This window comes from Brenneria populi, from assembly GCF_036016195.1.
In the GTDB taxonomy this organism is placed as follows: domain Bacteria; phylum Pseudomonadota; class Gammaproteobacteria; order Enterobacterales; family Enterobacteriaceae; genus Brenneria; species Brenneria populi.
Genome location: NZ_JAYWTM010000007.1, coordinates 199,879 through 218,049 on the forward strand (window position 1 = coordinate 199,879; position 18,171 = coordinate 218,049).

An 18,171-nucleotide genomic window follows, 5' to 3' on the forward strand; every position below is an offset into this window, starting at 1 on the left:
AATGCGCGCCGGGGACAACGGGCGCGGCGCGTTAGCCGCCGAGGGCTGCGCCGGCAAATGGAAATATCGCGTGCGTATCGCCTGTCGGACGGCATCCGTTGCGCTATGCGTTTGCGCCGTATTGCAGAAGCGCGGCGTTCTCCAGCACCAGATCGCTGAGAAAATCCGCCACCAGCCGTACGCGCCGCGAATGCGCCAGATCGGCGTGGATCGCCAGCCAGATGGGCCGATCGCAGTCGATATCGTCGCGCACGCATACCAGCCCTTGTTCCCGCGCCAGCCAGTGCGGCAGCACCGCCAGGCCGAGACCGGCGCGGGCGGCGGCCATCTGCGTGGAGATTGCGGAGGTCAGCATGCGGCAAGGCCGTCCGCGCAGCGCGCTCTCCAGCCATTGCGCGGCGGGGAGGTGCTGCTGGGTCTCCGTCCAGCCGATGAATGCATCCGCCTCCTGCGCCGCCTCGCGCCGGCGCAGGTAGTCCGGCGCGGCGTACAGGCCGAATCCCATCATTCCCAGGCGGCGAATGCTCAGATTGCCGCGTTCGGGCTTGATCATGCGTATCGCCAGATCGGCGTCGCGCCGGTGCAGATTGACCGCCGCGACGCCGGTTACGACTTCCACGCTCAGATTAGGATGCGGCGCCAGCAGGCCGGGCAGCGCCGGCACGATAAAGTGGTCGGCCAGCATCTGCGTCGTCGCTAGGCGCACGTGGCCCGCCACCCGATCCGTGCGTCCCTGGGCGGCGGCGCCGAAAGCGTGCCCCGCCTGTTCGAGCGCCTCTGCGCGCGCGACGAGCGCCGTGCCATCGTCGGTCAGTCGGTGTCCGCCCTGGTCGCGGGTAAACAGCGAGACGCCCAGCGCCGCCTCCAGCCGTTCCAGGCGGCGCGACGCCGTGGCCAGGCCCAAACCCAGCGTCTTGGCCGCGCCGCTGAGCGTGCCCGTGCGGGACACGGCCAGGAACACCCGGGCGTCGTCCCAATGAAGTTCCTGGTGCGCCTGGTTTCCGATTTCGGAAAACTGATTCGCATATTTGTCCATTTATTACTCCTTATTCGGAAATCATACTAACAACCTTTCAACCGGACAAGGAACACAGAGATGCAACAGCGCGCACGCGAAAAAGATCTTCACGCTCCGGCCAGCGGCTTCGGCCGCATGGCGATAGGCGAATTTTACGGCCCGCGTAACGGCGCCGAAGACATTAAAGGAGGAAATGTATGAGCGGCGTGGGTACGCAGGGACTGGATTGTGGATGGCGAAACTGGCTGGCCGTGGCCATGCTGGGCGTGGGGGCGTTCGTCGTCGTCGCCACCGAGCTGGCGCCGATCGGCATGCTATCCGGCATCGCCGGCGATCTGGCGCAAAGTCCGGGCCGCACCGGACTGGTGGTGACCGCCTATGCGTGGATCGGCGCGCTGGCGGCCCTGGCGGCCGTGCTGACCGTCAGCGGCTGGCCGCGCCGGCCGCTGTTGCTGGGGATGATGCTGCTGCTGGCCCTGTCCAACGGGGCCGCCGCGGCCAGCGGCTCCTTCAACGCCCTGCTGGCGGCCCGTCTGCTGGGCGCGCTGGCTCACGGCGCCTTCTGGGCCATGGCGGCCACCCTGGGGGCTCAACTGGTGCCCGCGCGCCTGATCGGACGCGCCACCGCGATTATCTTCGGCGGCGTTTCGGTCGCCAGCGTGCTAGGCGTGCCTCTGGTCAACGTTATCAGCAACCATGCCGGCTGGCGCGCGGCCTTCGCCTGCCTGAGCCTGCTTGCGCTGGCGGCCGGCCTGGCGTTGGCGATTTCGCTGCCGCGCATGGCCGGCGGCATATGTTTACGTCCGACCCAGCTGCTGTCGGTCCTGGGCAATGGGGAACTACGGTGGCTTTACGCGATCGCCGCCGGGGCTATCGTTGCCCATTTCGCGGTTTTTACCTATGTCGAAGTGCTGCTATCGTCGCGCATGCGCGTCTCCGCCGAATGGGTCGCGATCTGCCTGTTCGCCTTCGGCGCGGCCGGCATCGCGGGCAATCTGCTGTGCGGCGTGCTGATCGACCACTGCCTTAAAGGCATGCTGGCCGCGGCGCTGCTGACGACGGCGCTGTGCCTGCTGGCCATCGGTTCCGGCATCGCGCAGGGCGCGGCGGCCGCGACGTTGCTGGCGCTAGGGTGGGGGATGGCGGTGTCGGTGCTGTTCGTCGGCATTCAGGCCGGCGCGATCCGTCTGGCGGGCGACGCGGCGCTGCCGGCATCGGCTATCTCCGCCGCCATCTTCAATAGCGCCCTCGGCGCGGGAGCGCTTGCCGGCGCCGGCGTCCTGGAGAGTTGGGGAAGCGGCGCGCTCTGCCTGAGTGCGGCCGCGATCGCGGCGCTCTGCTCCGGGCTAGTACGCCAACTCCGGCGCGCAAACGCCGCGCCTGAAAATTAAGGATGGGCTACCGGCATGCCATTTCGCCGACGCCGGCGCGGATAAATGGCATGCTAACTTCCCCAGGGCGGCTGCCGCCAGCGTTCGGCAAGGAACTCGATAAACGCGCCGACCCGGCGCGGAACGGGAGCCCGCTGTACGCGCACCGCCTGGATCGGCACCGCGGGTTCGGCCCAGTCGGGCAGTACGCGCATCAGGTCGCCGCTGCGCAGTTCCTCGGCCACGTCCCAGGTTTCGCGCAGCGAAATCCCCAACCCGGCCCGGCTCCAGGCTCGCAGCGCGTCGCCGTTGTCGCTGCGCAGATCGCCCGCGACTTCCACGCTCTCGGTTTTGCCGCCGCGGCCCGCATGTTTGAGCGTCCAGCGGTTTTGGCGCAGGCCCGGATAGGCGAACAGCAAGCATTGATGCCGGGGAAGTTCGCGCGGGTGCGCGGGCGCGCCCGTGCGCCGCAGGTAGGCGGGGGCGGCCACCAGAATGCGCCGGCTTTCGGCCAGCCGGCGGCTGATAAGGCGCGAATCGGCCAGTCGGCCGACGCGCACGGCCAGATCGAGGTCGCTGTCGTAGAGGTTGACGACGTGATCGCTTAATTGCAGATCGAACCCCAACTGGGGATGACGTTCGCGGAACGCGGCGATCGCCGGCGCCAGGTAGCGCGCGCCCAATGGCGTCGGCGCCGTCACGCGCAGCGCGCCCGTCAGGCTCCCCACGCCTTGACGGGCGACATCGGCGGCTTCATCCAAGAGGGCCAACGCGGGCCGGGCGCGTTCGGCGACGGCCCGCCCTTCGTCGGTAATGCGCAACTGGCGCGTGCTGCGTTCGAACAGCCGCGCCCCCAGCGACTGCTCCAGACGCGCGATCTGCTTGCTCACCGTGGCCGGCGCCAGGTCCAGCGCGCGGGCGGCGGCGGAGAAGCCGTTGCAGTCCGCGACCTTCAAAAACACCGCCAAATCATCCAGGTTGCGTATCGTCATTTATTCCAATCCATCACAAGTATTTCGCCAATTTACTCCTTTTCGGCAGTAGATGAAATTTCCAGAATAACGGCTGAATCGCTGCGTTGGTCGCGATCGATCGCGACGCGCCTTACTCTGGAGCTGCCCTATGCCTGCCGTTATCTCTATTTTCGCCTTCTGCGCCTTCGCCATCGGCTTCACCGAGTTCATCAGCATCGGGCTGGCGGCGTCGCTGGCCGACAGCCTGCAATCCAGCGCGGCGCAAGTCGGGCTGGCGGTCACGCTCTACGCCGCCGGCGTGGCGATCGGCGCGCCGGTTCTGACCGCCTTGGCGTCCGGGTGGGGGCGCAAGCGTCTGCTGTTGGCCGCTATGCTCGTCTTCACCGCCGGCAACGTGCTGGCGGCGCTGTCCACCCAGCTGCCGCTGCTATTGGCGGCGCGCCTGCTGTCGGGACTGGCTCACGGCGTCTTCTTCGCGACGGCCTCCGGCGTGGCGACGCGTCTGGTGGCGCCGGAGCGCGCCGGCGCCGCGCTGTCGCTGGTGTTCGGCGGCGTGACCGTGGCGATGGCGCTGGGCGTGCCGGCGGGCGCCTGGCTGGGCAGCGTGCTGCCCTGGCAATGGATCTTTGCGCTGATCGCGCTCTGCGGCTTGGCGGGCGCGCTGGGGGTGGCCCGATGGATGCCCGCGGGGGCGGGCGATAGCGCCGGCGGCGGCTGGCGTCAGCTATCGGTTCTGTTTGACCGGCGTTTGCTGGCGGGGGCCAGTTTACCGCTGTTGTCTTATACCGGCTCCTTCGTTGTTTATACATTCATCGCGCCGCTGCTGTTGCAGGTGACGCACGCCGATATCCGCGGCGTGAGCGCGATCCTGCTGGCGTACGGCATCGGCGCGGCGATCGGCAACGTCGCGGGCGGGCGGATGACCGACCGTATCGGCATGGACCGCGCCGCGCTCTGGCTGCTGGCGGGCATTGCCGCCGTACTGGCGCTCATCGGGTTGGCGCAGGGCAGTTTTCCGTTGATGGCGGCGTTGGTTCTGGGGCTGGGTCTGACGACCTACGGCACCATTCCGCCGCTGCAAGCGCGTATTCTGGGGCTGGCGCGCCGCCATCGGCCGCAGGCGGCGGATGTGGCCTCCGGGCTGAATATCGCGGCCTTCAATACGGGCGTGGTGGCCGGGTCGATGCTGGGAGCGGCCAGTCTGGAAAGCTGGGGGCTGACCAGTCTGGCCTGGGTGGGGCTGAGCGCGGCGCTGCTGGCGCTATTGGCGCTGGTCTGGCAGCGGCGGCTGCCGTCGATGCGCTTCGCCGCGCCGGCGTCGGCCGGGTACGGCGATCCGGATGCCGCCGGCGGCCTTCGCCGCGATCTGGCGGCTGATACCAAGCGCATTGAGCCGGATCGCGACCGCGACGATCCTCACCGCCCGGATGCCAAGGCGCCATTGCGCAAGCTGCCGTAGCCGGCGCAAGCGACGCCTTAGGCTGAGCGTCGCGCCGCGGCCTGCTCCCCGCGCGGGTTTCTCAGCACGCGCAGTCCGCAGAGCGCCACGAAGGCGCTATAGCCCGCCAGCAGCCAGAACGGCGTTAGCGGCGGCATGTCCGCCACCACCTGGCCGACGATCAGCGGCCCGAGGACGCCGCCGGCCAACGCCGCGGTAACGATTATCGAGCCGGTTCTGGCGTCTTTCCCCATCCGGTTCGAGCCAAATACAAAGAAGTTGGGGAAAATGCTGCCGATAAAGAATCCGGCCACCGGGTAGGTCAGCGTCGGGTAAATGCCGCTTCCCGCGCAGGCCAGCAGCGCCGCGCCGCCCACAAAACCGCCGATCAGCATCGGCGCCGCCGGCAGGCGGTGGCCGATAATGCTAAGAGTAATGCGCCCGCCCAGAAAGAAGGCGAAAAATAGCGATAGCGCGCCGGCGGCGGCGCTGTCGGAAAAGCTGGCGCCCAGCAGGATCACCGGCCCCAGGCCGATCAGACAGGCTTCCACCGCCGTGCCCGACGCGCCGACCAGCAGCGTCGGGATGGAGATCTTGCGCGTCCGTTTTTCGTCGGCGGCCGGTTCTTCCGTCCGCTGGCGCGGGAAAAAGAACGACAGCAGAAACGGCAAGATCAGCCCTGCGGCGAGAATGCCGAAACTTAATTCCGGGCTGCGGGCCAGCGCGACGAACACCAGCGGCGCGACGATGGCGCCACCGCCGAATAGCGCGTTCACCAGGCTGACCATCGAGGGCCCGGCTTTTTCAAACGCCTGCAGCAAACGGGAGTTGACCAGCGCCAGACTGGCGCCATAGCCGGCGCCGAAGATCAGCGATCCCAGCAGCGTAAGCGGCCAGTTAATCTGCGACGCCATCAGCGCCGCGCCCGTCACCAATAGACCGAACGCCAGACGGGTCCAGTCGCGCCGGCCGCCGAAAAATAGCGCGATAACGCCGAGCAGCGCGCCGACCCACTGCGCCGTCACCGCCATACTGGCGGAGGCGACCGATAGGCTGAAAATTTGGCGAAATTCAGGCAGCGCCGGCCCCATCAGGGACTGGCCCGCGCCCATAAGCACAAAGGCGATAATGCTTCCGACCAACAGCAAAGCGTTTTTTTTGACCGATTCCATATAACTCGCTCCGAACGATATCGATATCGTTTGTTATCAGGGTGATGTTCTACCGGGGGCGCCCGCCGCGACCCGCAGGCCGGCGCCGCTCTGGCGATGGGTACAGAAAAATTATAATTTTCAATTAGTAACATCTTATTTAGCCTAAATCCCTGGCTAATCAGCGCAGTGAATTTATGATGCCTGTTCACATTACTGTTACATTGATATTGACATTAGTCTATGGTTGTTGACATATGTAATGCATGCATAACGTTAAATAATGATGGATTCGTGAGGTAGATCGCATGTTCAGCAATGTAGAAAACAGTCAGTCACAACCGGTAAGGCGGCATGCCTGGGAAGCGCTGAAAGCCAACCCCGCCCCTGATGTCCTGATCATCGGCGGCGGCGTCAACGGCGTCGGGCTATTGCGCGATCTCTCCCTGAACGGCGTAGCGGCGACGCTGATCGACAGCGGAGATTTCTGCAACGGCGCCAGCAGCGCCTCTAGCCGCATGGCGCACGGCGGGCTGCGCTATCTGGAGGGGCGGGAGTTCGATCTGGTGCGCGAATCGGCGCGCGAGCGCAATATGCTGCTGCACGACGCCGGGCATCTGGTCAAGCCGCTGGAAATGGTGGTGCCGGTGATGCACTGGATGAAAGGGCTGCCGAAAACCGCGCTGCGTTTTTTCGGTCTCTCCCGCCAGCCGGGGCCGCTCAGTTTTGTCGCGCTGAAAAGCGGTTTGCTGGTCTATGAACGGTTCGGCGCCATCCGGCGCGCGCTGCCTCACCATAAGGTGGCCGTCCGCCGCTCGACGTTTCCGCCCGGCACGCCGCGGGCGGTGCGCGCCGTCATCAGCTACTACGACGGACAGCTTACCGGCCCTGAAGCGCTGATTCTCGAGATGCTGGAAGCCGCGATTAAGGTAGAAGGCGTAACCGCGGTCAATCACCTGGAGTGGCGTTACCGCGCGCCGGGGCAGTTTGTGATAACCGATCCCGTCAGCCGCGAAACGGCGACGCTGCGGCCGCGCGTGATTATCAACGCGGCCGGCGCGGCCATCGACCGGGTCAACGGCCTGCTGGGACGCCCTTCGCAGCTGGTGCGCGGGGTAAAAGGCGCCCACCTGGTTTTACGTCATCCTGAGCTGCATCGGCGTATGGCCGGGCGGGCGTTCTATTTTGACGACGGGCGCGGACGCATGGTGATCTCCCTGCCGGTTGAAGATGTGGTGCTGATCGGCACCACGGAGGTGGAAACCCGCGATCCGCACGATCACGATGTGGCGGACGATGAGATCGCCTACCTACTAAGCGCGCTGAATAAGCTGTTTGACGATATTCGCGTCACCTCGGACCATATGGTGGCGGTGACCAGCGGTATTCGCCCGCTGCAGGCGGGCGGCGGCAGCGCCACGCAGGCCGCGCGCGATCACGCGCTGATCGAGGATAGCGTCGACGCTCTGCCGCTGATCTCTCTGGTGGGCGGCAAATGGACGACCTTTCGCTCCTTTGCGGAGTCGGCCGCCGATAAGGCGCTCGGCCACCTGGGGAAAACCCGAACCGCCTCGACGCTGGACCGGCCCTATCCCGGCGCGGGCGCGATAGACGCGGCGCAGCTGGCGCGGCGCAGCGGTCTTTCCTCCGCGCGCATCGAGCAGCTCTATGCCCGCTACGGCACCCTGGCCGAGCCGATAGCGCTGTTCTGCGCGCAGGGCGACGATGCGGCGATTAACGACGCGCCGGACTACTCGCAGCGTGAAATTCTCTGGCTGACCCGTAACCGAATGGCGCTGTCGCTGGAAGATATGGTCCTGCGGCGCACCAACCTGGTGATGACCGGTCGTCTGTCGACAGCCGCGCTCGACCACATCGCCTCCGTCATGGCCGACGCGCTCGGTCATGATAACGCCTGGGCCGCCGCTCAATCTCGGAGCTGCGCCGCCGATCCTCGTATACTTTGGAATGGAAGATAATAATGATGACGCAACCCTACACGCCGCTCGTCCTTGCCATCGATGCGGGCGGAACCGCAGTAAAAGTCGCCCTGTTCGACGCCTCCGGGCGCATCGTCAGCCACCGTAACGCGCAGGTGACCACCGATCACTATCCCGACGGGCGCGTCGAGCGCGACGGCGAAGCCTTCTGGTTGGCCACCCTAACCGCGGTTTGCGATGTGCTGCAGGATGGCGCCGCGGAGCGCGTGGTCGGCATCGGCTGCACCGGTTTCGGCAACGGCATTTTCCTGGTCGATGAAGACGGCCAGCCGACGCGGCCCGGCATTGTCTCCGTCGATCACCGCGCGCAGCCGATCGCCGATCGGGTGATCGGCAGCGGCCGGGAGCGGGCGTTAAGCACCGAGAACGGTCATCGCCCCTGGGGCGGACAAACCCTGATCCAACTGGCCGGTTTGGCGGAGAATGAGCCGGAGGTGATGGCGAAAACGCGTTGGGGCCTGGCCTGCAAGGATTTTATTCGTTTTTGCCTGACGCAGAGTGCGCTGACCGATCCCTCAGACGCCAGCGGCGGCGGGTTGATGAATCTGGATCGGCAGGACTATTCCCATGAAGCGTTAGCGCTGCTTGGCCATCAGGGGCTGGCCGACAAGCTGCCGCCGATCGTCAACAGCTCGGCCATCGGCGGCCGACTGAGCGCGCGCATCGCGCGGGAAACCGGCCTGCCGGAGGGCACGCCGGTGGCCGGCAGCATGATGGACGTCGCCTCCTGCGCGTTGGGCGCCGGCGTGACTTCGCCGGGGTGCATGGTGTTTATCGCCGGCACCTGGGCGATCAACGCGTTGGAGGTTCCCCAGCCGGTGACCGACAATTACCCCCTGCTGAACATGCTTTACCGCGACGGCGCCGCCCGGCTGGTCGCCGAGGGCAGCCCCTCATCCGCCGCCAACCTTGGCTGGTATTTAAAAAACGCGCTGGGCGATCGCCTGACCGTGTCCGAAGCCATCGCTCTGGCGGAAACCTGTCCGGTCGAGAGCAAACGCTGCTATTTCATGCCTTATATCCACGGCCCGCAGCCCTATCAGGGCAGTTTTATGCGCATGGGCGCCTCGGACAATGAAGCCTCGATTATTCGCGCCATCTGCGAAGGCGTCGCCTTTGAACACCGGCGCCACGCCGAGTCGCTGATCGTGCATACCGGCGGGCGCTGGCCGGAAACCATCCGTTTGGCCGGCGGCGCCGCCCGTTCGCCGTTCTGGGCGCAAATTTTCGCCGATACCTGCAACCGTCCGGTGGAAGTCGTCGATGCCGTCGAAGTGGGGGCGCTCGGCGCCGCCATCTGCGCCGCGGTGGCCGGCGGGCTCTACCGCACGCTGGATGAGGCCGTCGCCGCCATGAGCCGCATTGTGCGCCGCCACGAGCCGATCGCCGCGAATGTGGCGGTACTGCAGGAGCGCTATGCCGAATTCACCCGCCTCGATCGCGGAATCAAAGCGCTGCTTGAATCTGATGAATAGCTCAAATAAGAGGGAAAACACCGTGGTTCGACTTGAACATCAACATACGCGTTTCGCGGAAAAAATCGCCCGCATCCGCGCCGGACGGTATCGTCTGGGCGACTTTATGATCGCCGACGCCAAAGATGCGGATCTGGCGGGCGGCGTCGGCGCCATGGGGAGACGCCGCGACGCCGACGGCAGGGCGGCGGGCTACCGCACCCGCCCCGAGTTTCACGATCAGATCCGCGCGCTGATCGAGCAAGATGTCCTGGATATTATGCTGGCGTCAAGCGCCACCATTGAAACGCTGGCGCAGGAGCGCGCCTTTGACGGCACGCGCGTACTGGCGGCGTTTCGCGGCAATGAAGCCACCGACGCCTGGGTGGGCATCCGCGGCGGGCGCTATCGGGAATATGCGCCGCAGCCTTATCGAGGCGCGGCGCTGGACCTGGCGCTGGCGCCGATCTGCCTCTATTCGCTGACCTATGTCAACGACGCCGCGCGGGATGCCGCGTCGCTGGAAGCCTACGCGCGCTTTCGCGCCGAGGCGCGGCGGCACGGGCTGATGCACTTCCTTGAGGTGTTCAATCCCAATATCGATACCGGGCTTTCCGCCGCCGACACGCCCGCGTTCGTCAATGATTGCATTATCCGCACGCTGGCTTCCCTTACCCAGGCCGAGCGCCCGGCGTTTCTCAAGGTGGCTTATAACGGTCCTGACGCGCTTGAGGAACTGGTGACGCACGACCCCTCCGTGGTGGTGGGCGTGCTGGGCGGCGGGCAGGGCACGCACCGCGATACCTTCGAGCTGCTGGCGCAAACGGAGCGGCGCGGCGGCAGGCTGGCGCTGTTCGGCCGCAAGATCAACGCCGCCGAGCACCAGCCTTCGATGGTTAGCTGGATGCGCCGGGTGGTCGATCGGGAAGTCGCCGCGCAGGAGGCGGTGCGCGGCTACCACGGCGATCTGCAGCGTCTCGGCCTGCGGCCCGATCGCCATCTTGAAACCGATAGTCAGATAACGGAAGATGTGCTGCGGGCGGACGCACAATAACCGGGAGCAGGATAATCAATACGCCAAACAAAAACACGGCGCCTTCGGATCGCATTATCGCCGAGGCGGCGTGGCTCTATTATGTCAAAAACCTGACGCAGAATGAGATCGCCGCGCGCATGAAGCTATCGCGCCCGACGGTGATCAACTATCTGCGCCTGGCGAAAACCCGCGAGATTGTCTCGGTGCGTTTGAGCGGCGAACATTTTCGCCTTAACGACCTTGCCGAGCGCCTCGCCGAACGCTTTGCGCTGGAGGGGGCCTATGTTATTCCGGCCGACGGTCTATCCGACGAGAGCCGATTTAACGAAGTGTGCGAAGCCGCCGCGCATGTTCTGCTCGATTTTCTCCAGCCCGGCGATCAGCTGGGCGTGAGCTGGGGCTCCACGCTGAGCCTGATCTCCGACAAGGTTCCCTACTGGCCGATCGAGAACCTCACCGTGCGCCAGCTTATCGGGGCGATGTCAAACCCGCTGCTGCCTACCGCCGAGCGCTGCTCCACGGAGATCGCGCACCGGCTCGGCGCGCTGTGCGTCAATCTTAATGCGCCGGCGGTGTGCAGCAACGCGGCGCTGGCCGCCCTGCTGCGCGCCGAGCCGATTATCGCCGATCAGCTGCGCTGGTTGGCAAACTGCAACAAGGCGATCTTTACCGTTAGCCCCTGTACGCCGGACGGCCACGTCACGCAGTTCAAAATCGTGACGGAAAAAGAGGTTGAGCGTTATGTCGCCCAGGGCGCCGCGGGCATTATCGCCGGCCGTTTTATCGATGGCGACGGCCGGCCGCTGCTGGGCGAGGTCGATGAACGGCTGATGGGGGTAGAGCTGGATATCCTGCGCCGGATGAGCGGGCTGCTGGTCGCATCGGGGATGGATAAGCTGCCGGCGCTGCTGGCGGCGCTGAAAGGCGGCTTCGCCGACCGTCTGGTGATCGACAGCCTGTTGGCGCAAGGCATTCTGGCGCAGGTTGAATAACCGGAAAGCGCCGCCGCGTTTTTTAGGCGCGAAACAGCCAACGTCCGCGCATCGGCGATCATCCGCCGATGCTGACGCGCTCGACGAGGAAATCGAGCAAGGCGCGCACCCGTAGTGGCAGGTAGCCGCCTTGGCCGACGAAGATGGCGTGGATCTCCTCAATATCGCCGGGGTTGAACGCTTCCAGCACCGGCAGCAGGCGGCCGGCGGCGATATCTTCCCGCACCTGAAAGGCTGCCAGTCGCCCCAGCCCCAATCCGGCGAGCGCCAGACGGCGCAGCGCGTCGCCGTCGCTGGCCTGAGCGTTGCCGCTTACCGGAACGACGATATCCCCCTGCGTATCGCGCAGCGGCCAGCCGGGCTGGGCGCGTACGTAGTTGGCGCCCAGGAGATTATGCCGCGCCAAATCCCCCGGCGCGACCGGCGTGCCGCGGCGCGTCAGATAGTCGGGGGAGCCGACGATAACCATGCGCGTCTCGCCGAGTTTACGCGCCACCAGATTCGAGCTTTTGAGCGGGCCGGCGCGCACCGCCACATCGGTACGCTGTTCCAGAATATCAATCACCTCATCGGTCAGCACGATGTCCAGCGTTACGTCGGGATAACGCGCCAGAAACGCCGGTACGAGCGGCAGCAAAAAGTGGTGGCCGAACGGCACGTTTGCATTCACCCTCAGCCGTCCGCGCGGCGCCGAATGCGCGCCGGCGCAGCGCTCCGCTTCGCTCAGATCGGCCAGTATGCGCACCCCGCGTTCGTAAAAGGCGCAGCCTTCCGGCGTCTGGGCGCTGGCCGTCACGGCGTTCGCCATCGGCGTAGCGGAATTTATCGTGGTCGGCGTACTGCCGGCCATCGCCGCAGAGCTCGACGTACCGCTGGCGCGCGCGGGCGGGCTGGTCGGATGGTACGCGTTGGTATTAGCCATCGGCACGCCGCTGGTGGTGTTGGGGCTGGCGCATTTGCCGCGTAAGCCGGTGCTGTTGGTATTGGTCGGGGTCTTTCTTATCGGCAACCTGGCGTCGGCCTTTTCCCACAGTTACGCGATGCTGCTGATTGGGCGTAGCGTCACGGCTGTGGCGCACGGCAGCTTTTTCGCCATCGGCGCGACGATAGCCGCCCGGCTGGCGTCGAAAGGGCAGGCCGGCAGGGCCATTGCGCTGATGTTCGCCGGATTGAACCTGGCGATGGTGATTGGCGTGCCGCTGGGAAGTTTTATCGGCAACAGTTTTGGCTGGCGGCTGCCGTTCTTCGCGGTGGCGTTGTTGGCCGGGCTCGCCCTGCTGGCGATCCTGCTATGGATGCCGCCGCTGGCGCTATCGACCGTCGGACGGGTCAGGGCGCAGCTGGCCGCATTACGCCAGCCGGCGATCCTAGCGATGATGGGCGTCACCGTGTTGGGCTTCGGCGCCAGCTTCGCCGTCTTCACTTTTATTACCCCGATTCTGGCGGACATTAGCGGCTTTGCGCTTCAAACCACCAGCCTATTGCTGGCGATCTTCGGCGCGGCGACGCTGGTCGGTAATCTGGCTGGCGGCCGTCTGGCGGCCGGCCTGGGCTGGTCGAAGGCGCTGCGGCTCATGCTGACGGGATTGCTGTCGGTGCTCGCGGCGCTGGCGTTATTGATGCCCTATAAACTGGCGATGGCGCCGTTGCTGTTCGTCTGGGGAATGCTGGCCTTCGGCATGTCGCCGGGTTTTCAGGCCGGTATGCTGGATACCGCCGAACGCTGGGCGCCGCGCGCGCTGGACTTCGCCTCGGCGTTGAATATCTCGGCTTTCAATCTGGGGATTACGCTTGGCGAAACCTCCGGCAGCATACTGGTGGCGCAGAAGCACATGGCGCAAACGCCCTGGGCGGGATTTGCGCTGGCTTTGCTGGCGCAGCTCCCGTTAATGTGGGTATCGCGCCGCCACTCCCATCATATACGTCGGCAAAAAGCATAATTGCATCTCCGCGATATAAATGGGTAGTATTGACCTAAACTATGCTTAACTTTCTTTTTAAGACATGCGCTCATTTTTAATTATCGTCCCCGACGGGGGCATGCTGTTCGAAGCCGTGGGCATCGCCGACATTCTGATGCAGGCCAACCGCCTGCAGCCGGCGGATGCCGATCCGTCGCGCTACCGGCTGACGATCGCCACCACGCAGCCGCACAATGTGGTGCACGGCATGTCGGGGCTGAATCTGCTGGCCGACCTTCGCCTGTCGGCTCTCGACCCCGAAGTTAAGCGCGACACCATCATGATCACCGGCAGAGGCGTGAGCGAGGAAGAGGGCGCCGGTGTCGCTGACTGGGTGCGCCGGGCCGCGCCTTACGCCGAACGTGTCGTTTCCATCTGCGGCGGGGCGCTGCTGCTGGCGCAGACGGGGCTGCTTGACGGCCGCCGGGCCACCACGCACTGGCGGCTGCTGGACACGCTGCAGGAGCGCTTCCCCAGGGTAAAAGTCGAAAGGGGGCCGATTTACGTTCAGGATGGATCGATATGGACCTCCGCGGGGGTCAGTTCCGGCTTCGATCTTACCCTGGCGCTGGTGGAGAACGACTACGGTTTCACCCTGGCGCGCGATGTGGCGCAGGATCTCGTTATGTTTCTGCGCAGGCCCGGCGGGCAGTCCCAGTTCAGCCGTTATCTTCTGAACCAGTCCAAGAGGGCCGGCCCTATTCGCGATCTGCAATCCTGGATACTGGAAAACCTTGCAGGCGAACTCTCCGTCGACAGGCTGGCCGAGCAGCTTTCCATGAGTCCGCGTAACTTCACGCGGGTGTTTACGCGTGAAGTGGGAACGTCGCCCGCCAAATATGTGGAAGAGATACGCCTGGATGCGGCCCGGCAGCTTCTGGAGCAGACGATGGAGGGGATTGAGCAGGTCGCGGCGGCCGCCGGATTTGGCAACGGCCTCAATCTGCGCCGCGTTTTTGAACGCAACCTGCAGCTTACGCCGACGGAATACCGTGAGCGATTCCACGCGCGCCACTTTGGCGTAAATTGATCTTTTTATGTCATTTACGACATCATCGCCTTAACCTAAATTACCTCCATCGGTTAACGAAGGAGGTCTATTATGGTCAACGTAGGTATCAATGGATTCGGAAGAATCGGGCGCAATGTTTTGCGCGCCGCGTTAGGGAACCGCGATTTTCGCGTTGTGGCGATCAACGACCTAACGGATAGCAAGACCCTGGCCCATCTGTTGAAGTACGATTCGCTTTCCGGCGTCCTGCCGGCCAGCGTCGAGGCCGGCGAGGGGCAATTGATTGTCGATGGCGAGCCGGTGCGTATTTTCTCCGAGCGGGATCCCGGCGCGATCCCGTGGCGCAGCGTCGGCGTCGATATTGTCATTGAAGCGACGGGATTTTTCACCGACAGGGCTCAGGCCGAGGCGCATATCACCAAAGGCGGAGCCAAGCGCGTTATCATCTCCGCGCCGGGCAAGGACGACGATATCACCGTGGTGATGGGCGTAAATCATGACAAATACGATCCGGCCCGTCACAAAGTTATCAGCAACGGCAGCTGCACCACCAATGGCCTGGCGCCGGCGGCGTTCGTTCTGCATCAATCCTTCGGCATTGAACACGGCTTGATGAACACCACGCACGCCTATACCAGCAGCCAGGCGCTGCACGATCGGCCGGAAAAAAATCTGCGCGGCGCCAGAGCGGCGGCGCTCTCAATCGTGCCATACTCCAGCGGCGCGGCTAAAGCGATTGGCAAAGTGATTCCCGAGCTGGATGGGCGTTTGACCGGCTACTCTTTACGCGTTCCGGTGCCGGTGGTTTCCATCGTCGATTTATCGGTGACGTTGAAGCGCGCGGTGACGGTGGATGAGGTCAACGCCGCTTTTCGTCATGCGGCGGAGTCAGGCGCGTTAAAAGGCATTCTCGGCTATAGCGAGGAGCCGCTGGTGTCCAGCGATTACCGGGGCGATCCCCGTTCGTCCATTATCGATGGGCTTTCCACGCTGGTTATTGGCGGCAATATGGTCAAAATCCTCGCGTGGTATGACAACGAATGGGCTTTTTCCAACCGCCTGATCGATCTGGCTCTCCTGCTGGAGAAAAAAGGCCTATGACGACCGCCCGCCATCAAGAATAACCCCGGGATTTCATCCCTGACGCAGCGTATCGCGCCATACCGGAGGCGCCTTAAACAGGCGCCTGCCCGGCACGCGGGGCGTTGATGAGGGATGCAGCAACGCGATGATGGCGTCCGCCATCTCCGCCAGCGGCTGGGCGAAGGTGGTGAGCCGATAGCCGACCCAGCCGGCCTGTTCGATGTCGTCGAACCCGATGATGCAAATGTCTTCCGGAATACGTAAGCCGAACTCGTGGCGCGCCACATCGATAAAGCCGCAGGCGATCAGATCGGTGACGCAAAATACGCCGTCCGGCCGGTTGTTGTCGGCCAGCAGCTGGCGCGCGGCGGCGGCGCCGGTTTGGTAGCAGGTCGGCCCTGGACGCGCTAACCGGCACTCGCCGCCGGCCTCCTCGGCGGCGGCGAGAAACTTGGTTTCGCGGACGACCATGCTGGGCGAGCGGGCGACGGAGGAGACAATGGCGATGCGCCGGCAGCCGGCCTGGCTGAGCATGCGGTAAGCCTCCGCCATGGTCGAGGTGTAGTCGATTTCAATGTTATCGGCGCCGGCGAACTGCCCCATGCGGTTAATCAATATCACCTGCTGACCGCTCTGCAGACAGATGTCGATCAGCGAGGTCTGAGGGCGCCCCGACAGAACGATCGTCGCGGCGGCGCGGTAATTCAGCGTCTGGCGCAGCGCCGCGTTTGAGCTCTCTTCCCCGCCGTCGGTATTGATCACCATCACCGCGCGCTGCGCCTGATGCAGACGCCGGGTTAGCTGATCGAGCAGGCTCGCCTGATAGGGGGCGTTGAGATTGCCGCCGAGAATACATACCGGACGGCAGGCTTCTTTGGAGAGGCCGCGCGCCAGATGGTTAACGTGATAGTTAAGCGTTGCGGCGGCGGCCAGCACTTTACGGCGCGTTTCGGCCGATACGCTGCCGCCGGGGGTAAAGGTGCGCGACACCGCCGAACGGGAAACGCCGGCCAAACGCGCCACTTCCGCCGCGCTGGACATATTTTTCCCCGGCAACCCTTTATTGCTCGAAACTCCGCTCATTCGCACTCCTGTTATTTTCTTGCCGACAAACGGGCCGCTCATCCCGCCCGCTGATTAGCCGCTTTTTTATTGGGCGGCGCCCAGCCCCGCGGCGCGTAACGCCCGCTCCATTCCGATAGCCTGCTGCGCCAGCGCAATCAGTGCCGGCTTCGGCGTTTCGCTCCACTCGTCCGGGTGCAGCCGGCGTTTATCCCGGATATGGGCGACGGCCGACTCCAGCGTCGGGTAGCTCTCCGGGCATTCCAGATGCATAAACACGGCGACTAACGCCACGGAACGGCTGCGCCCGCCGCGACAGTTGACCAGGACATTGCCCCGTTCGCGATTGCGATAAGAGGGTTTATCGGGAATCTGCTGCAGTAGGGCGGAGCGCATCAGGTGATAGCCCGCGTGCAGCATGGCCGGCGCGTTGCCGGAACCGTCGACCAATCCGAGTTTGTAGTAGCGGATGGGGCCGGCGCCGTGATTAAGCAGATGGGCGTCGATATGCGCTTCCGGCGAGGAGACCCAGTCGATATCGAGGTTAACGGCGCAGTTGATGACCGTTCTGATGCCGTACCGCTCCAGCAGCGCCAGATCGCTGACCCCGGCGGAGCCGCCGATATAAATGTCCATCCCCCAGCCGGGGAAGTCGGATGCGATCAGGCTGACGGCGGGGCGCGGGTAATGCGGCGTAGCCGACTTGCCGTCGATCCGCCCATCCGCCGGCCGTTGATTAATGGCCGGCGGAGTATCCGCGTCGGCCAGCGGGATCCCGCTGGCGCGCGCCAGCGCGTGCGCCACGCCCGGCGCGGCGGCTAAAACCGGCAGGCCGTTAAATATGCCTTCGATGCTGGTGGGAATGTCTCCGGTGCGCCCGCCGGCTTCCCGCACCAGCAGCAATCCGGCCAGACAGTCCCAGGCGTTCATATGCAGTTCGGCGTAGCCGTCGGTGCGGCCTTCCGCCACCCAGGCCAGCGCCAGCGCGCCGGATGACCCGCGGCGCACGTTCGCGCCCTGGTTTAGTATCGCGCTCATGACATCCAGATAGCGGCGCTGGGTAATGCGGGTGGACCAGCCAAGTTCGAAGGTGGCGTTACGCGCGTCATCGGTGCGCGCGGTATGCAACGCCTGGCCGTTTTTCCGCGCGTAGCGGCCGCGCCGCGCCATATACAGCTCCTGGCTGGCCGGATTATAAATGGCGCCCAGCTCGGTGATGCCCTGGTGGAGGAAGGCGATAGCCACGCAAAAATGTTCGATGCCGCGCGCGAAATTGGCGGTGCCGTCGATAGGGTCGACCACCCACAGGCAGGCGGTATCGCAGACCTGGCCGCCGGTCTCTTCGCCCAGCAGGGCGTCGTCGGGAAAGAGATCGGCGATGGCCCGGCGAATCTGTCGTTCCACCAGGGTATCCGCCTCGGTGAGGAAGTCCTGATGGCCTTTAAGCGAGAATTCGCCCGGCCGGCGGGAACGAAAATGGCGCAGCGCGGCGTCGCCGGCGTCGAGAATAATACGTTGTAAAGCAACTTCACGCTGCTCCAGGTTAATTTGCGTCAAGACGTACTCCTGATACGAAAATAATAAACAAGGTGGCAATGGCGCGAATGCGGGTCACTTAAG

16 protein-coding genes are annotated in these 18,171 nt (G+C 64.7%); 10 read left to right on the plus strand and 6 right to left on the minus strand.

The genetic code is table 11. The features are described from left to right. Window positions 1-103: 103 nt before the first annotated feature. Window positions 104-1,036 (minus strand): LysR family transcriptional regulator, encoded by a 933-nt coding sequence (locus VSX58_RS10890; RefSeq protein ID WP_327618078.1) that lies wholly within the window; start codon window positions 1,034-1,036, stop codon window positions 104-106. Window positions 1,037-1,096: 60 nt separating this feature from the next. On the opposite strand from VSX58_RS10890, the gene VSX58_RS10895 reads away from it, so the two are divergent. Both VSX58_RS10895 and VSX58_RS10900 read left to right on the plus strand, forming a co-directional pair. Next, window positions 1,097-1,219, plus strand: a complete 123-nt coding sequence (locus tag VSX58_RS10895; RefSeq protein WP_327618079.1) for a hypothetical protein — start codon at window positions 1,097-1,099, stop codon at window positions 1,217-1,219. Then, window positions 1,216-2,409, plus strand: coding sequence for an MFS transporter (locus tag VSX58_RS10900; RefSeq protein ID WP_327618080.1), 1,194 nt, complete (start codon window positions 1,216-1,218; stop codon window positions 2,407-2,409). The genes VSX58_RS10895 and VSX58_RS10900 overlap by 4 nt, the downstream gene beginning before the upstream one ends. Before the next feature lie 53 nt (window positions 2,410-2,462). Here VSX58_RS10900 and VSX58_RS10905 read toward each other — a convergent pair whose 3' ends face one another. Beyond that, window positions 2,463-3,380, minus strand: a complete 918-nt coding sequence (locus VSX58_RS10905) for a LysR family transcriptional regulator (protein ID WP_327618081.1) — start codon at window positions 3,378-3,380, stop codon at window positions 2,463-2,465. A 130-nt stretch (window positions 3,381-3,510) separates the two neighbouring features. Here VSX58_RS10905 and VSX58_RS10910 point away from each other — a divergent pair, with 130 nt between their 5' ends. Then, complete coding sequence (locus tag VSX58_RS10910; RefSeq protein WP_327618082.1) at window positions 3,511-4,821, plus strand: MFS transporter; 1,311 nt, start codon at window positions 3,511-3,513, stop codon at window positions 4,819-4,821. A 17-nt stretch (window positions 4,822-4,838) separates the two neighbouring features. Here VSX58_RS10910 and VSX58_RS10915 read toward each other — a convergent pair whose 3' ends face one another. Continuing rightward, window positions 4,839-5,972 carry an MFS transporter gene (locus tag VSX58_RS10915; RefSeq protein WP_327618083.1) on the minus strand — a complete coding sequence of 378 codons (1,134 nt, stop codon included), beginning with the start codon at window positions 5,970-5,972 and terminating at the stop codon, window positions 4,839-4,841. 287 nt (window positions 5,973-6,259) lie between these two features. Between VSX58_RS10915 and VSX58_RS10920 the strand changes: the two genes are divergently transcribed. The 4 genes from VSX58_RS10920 to VSX58_RS10935 all read left to right on the plus strand — a co-directional run bounded on the left by VSX58_RS10920 (window position 6,260) and on the right by VSX58_RS10935 (window position 11,433). Beyond that, a complete protein-coding gene (locus VSX58_RS10920) occupies window positions 6,260-7,930 on the plus strand; it encodes a glycerol-3-phosphate dehydrogenase/oxidase (RefSeq protein WP_327618084.1) in 1,671 nt (556 codons plus the stop codon). Window positions 7,931-7,932: 2 nt separating this feature from the next. Next, entirely contained in the window at window positions 7,933-9,426 is a 1,494-nt protein-coding gene (locus VSX58_RS10925; RefSeq protein ID WP_327618085.1) for an FGGY-family carbohydrate kinase, read from the plus strand. A 22-nt stretch (window positions 9,427-9,448) separates the two neighbouring features. Then, a complete protein-coding gene (locus VSX58_RS10930; RefSeq protein WP_327618086.1) occupies window positions 9,449-10,459 on the plus strand; it encodes a hypothetical protein in 1,011 nt (336 codons plus the stop codon). 119 nt (window positions 10,460-10,578) lie between these two features. Next, complete coding sequence (locus VSX58_RS10935; RefSeq protein WP_327618087.1) at window positions 10,579-11,433, plus strand: sugar-binding transcriptional regulator; 855 nt, start codon at window positions 10,579-10,581, stop codon at window positions 11,431-11,433. A gap of 58 nt (window positions 11,434-11,491) precedes the next feature. Here VSX58_RS10935 and VSX58_RS10940 read toward each other — a convergent pair whose 3' ends face one another. Continuing rightward, window positions 11,492-12,283 (minus strand): LysR substrate-binding domain-containing protein, encoded by a 792-nt coding sequence (locus VSX58_RS10940; RefSeq protein ID WP_327618089.1) that lies wholly within the window; start codon window positions 12,281-12,283, stop codon window positions 11,492-11,494. Between VSX58_RS10940 and VSX58_RS10945 the strand changes: the two genes are divergently transcribed. From VSX58_RS10945 to gap, 3 genes are all read left to right on the plus strand, one after another. Continuing rightward, on the plus strand, window positions 12,261-13,373 hold the full coding sequence (locus VSX58_RS10945) for an MFS transporter (RefSeq protein WP_327618090.1): 1,113 nt from the start codon (window positions 12,261-12,263) through the stop codon (window positions 13,371-13,373). The two genes, VSX58_RS10940 and VSX58_RS10945, sit on opposite strands and share 23 nt — an antisense overlap. 64 nt (window positions 13,374-13,437) lie before the next feature. Further along, window positions 13,438-14,424, plus strand: a complete 987-nt coding sequence (locus VSX58_RS10950; RefSeq protein WP_327618091.1) for a GlxA family transcriptional regulator — start codon at window positions 13,438-13,440, stop codon at window positions 14,422-14,424. 72 nt (window positions 14,425-14,496) lie between these two features. Further along, complete coding sequence (gap, locus tag VSX58_RS10955) at window positions 14,497-15,507, plus strand: type I glyceraldehyde-3-phosphate dehydrogenase (RefSeq protein ID WP_327618092.1); 1,011 nt, start codon at window positions 14,497-14,499, stop codon at window positions 15,505-15,507. Between the two features lie 33 nt (window positions 15,508-15,540). Here gap and VSX58_RS10960 read toward each other — a convergent pair whose 3' ends face one another. Both VSX58_RS10960 and VSX58_RS10965 read right to left on the minus strand, forming a co-directional pair. Further along, window positions 15,541-16,572 carry a LacI family DNA-binding transcriptional regulator gene (locus tag VSX58_RS10960; RefSeq protein WP_327618094.1) on the minus strand — a complete coding sequence of 344 codons (1,032 nt, stop codon included), beginning with the start codon at window positions 16,570-16,572 and terminating at the stop codon, window positions 15,541-15,543. A gap of 66 nt (window positions 16,573-16,638) precedes the next feature. Beyond that, window positions 16,639-18,108: an inositol monophosphatase family protein gene (locus VSX58_RS10965; protein ID WP_327618095.1), complete on the minus strand. Its 1,470-nt coding sequence runs from the start codon at window positions 18,106-18,108 to the stop codon at window positions 16,639-16,641. Between the last annotated feature and the right edge of the window lie 63 nt (window positions 18,109-18,171).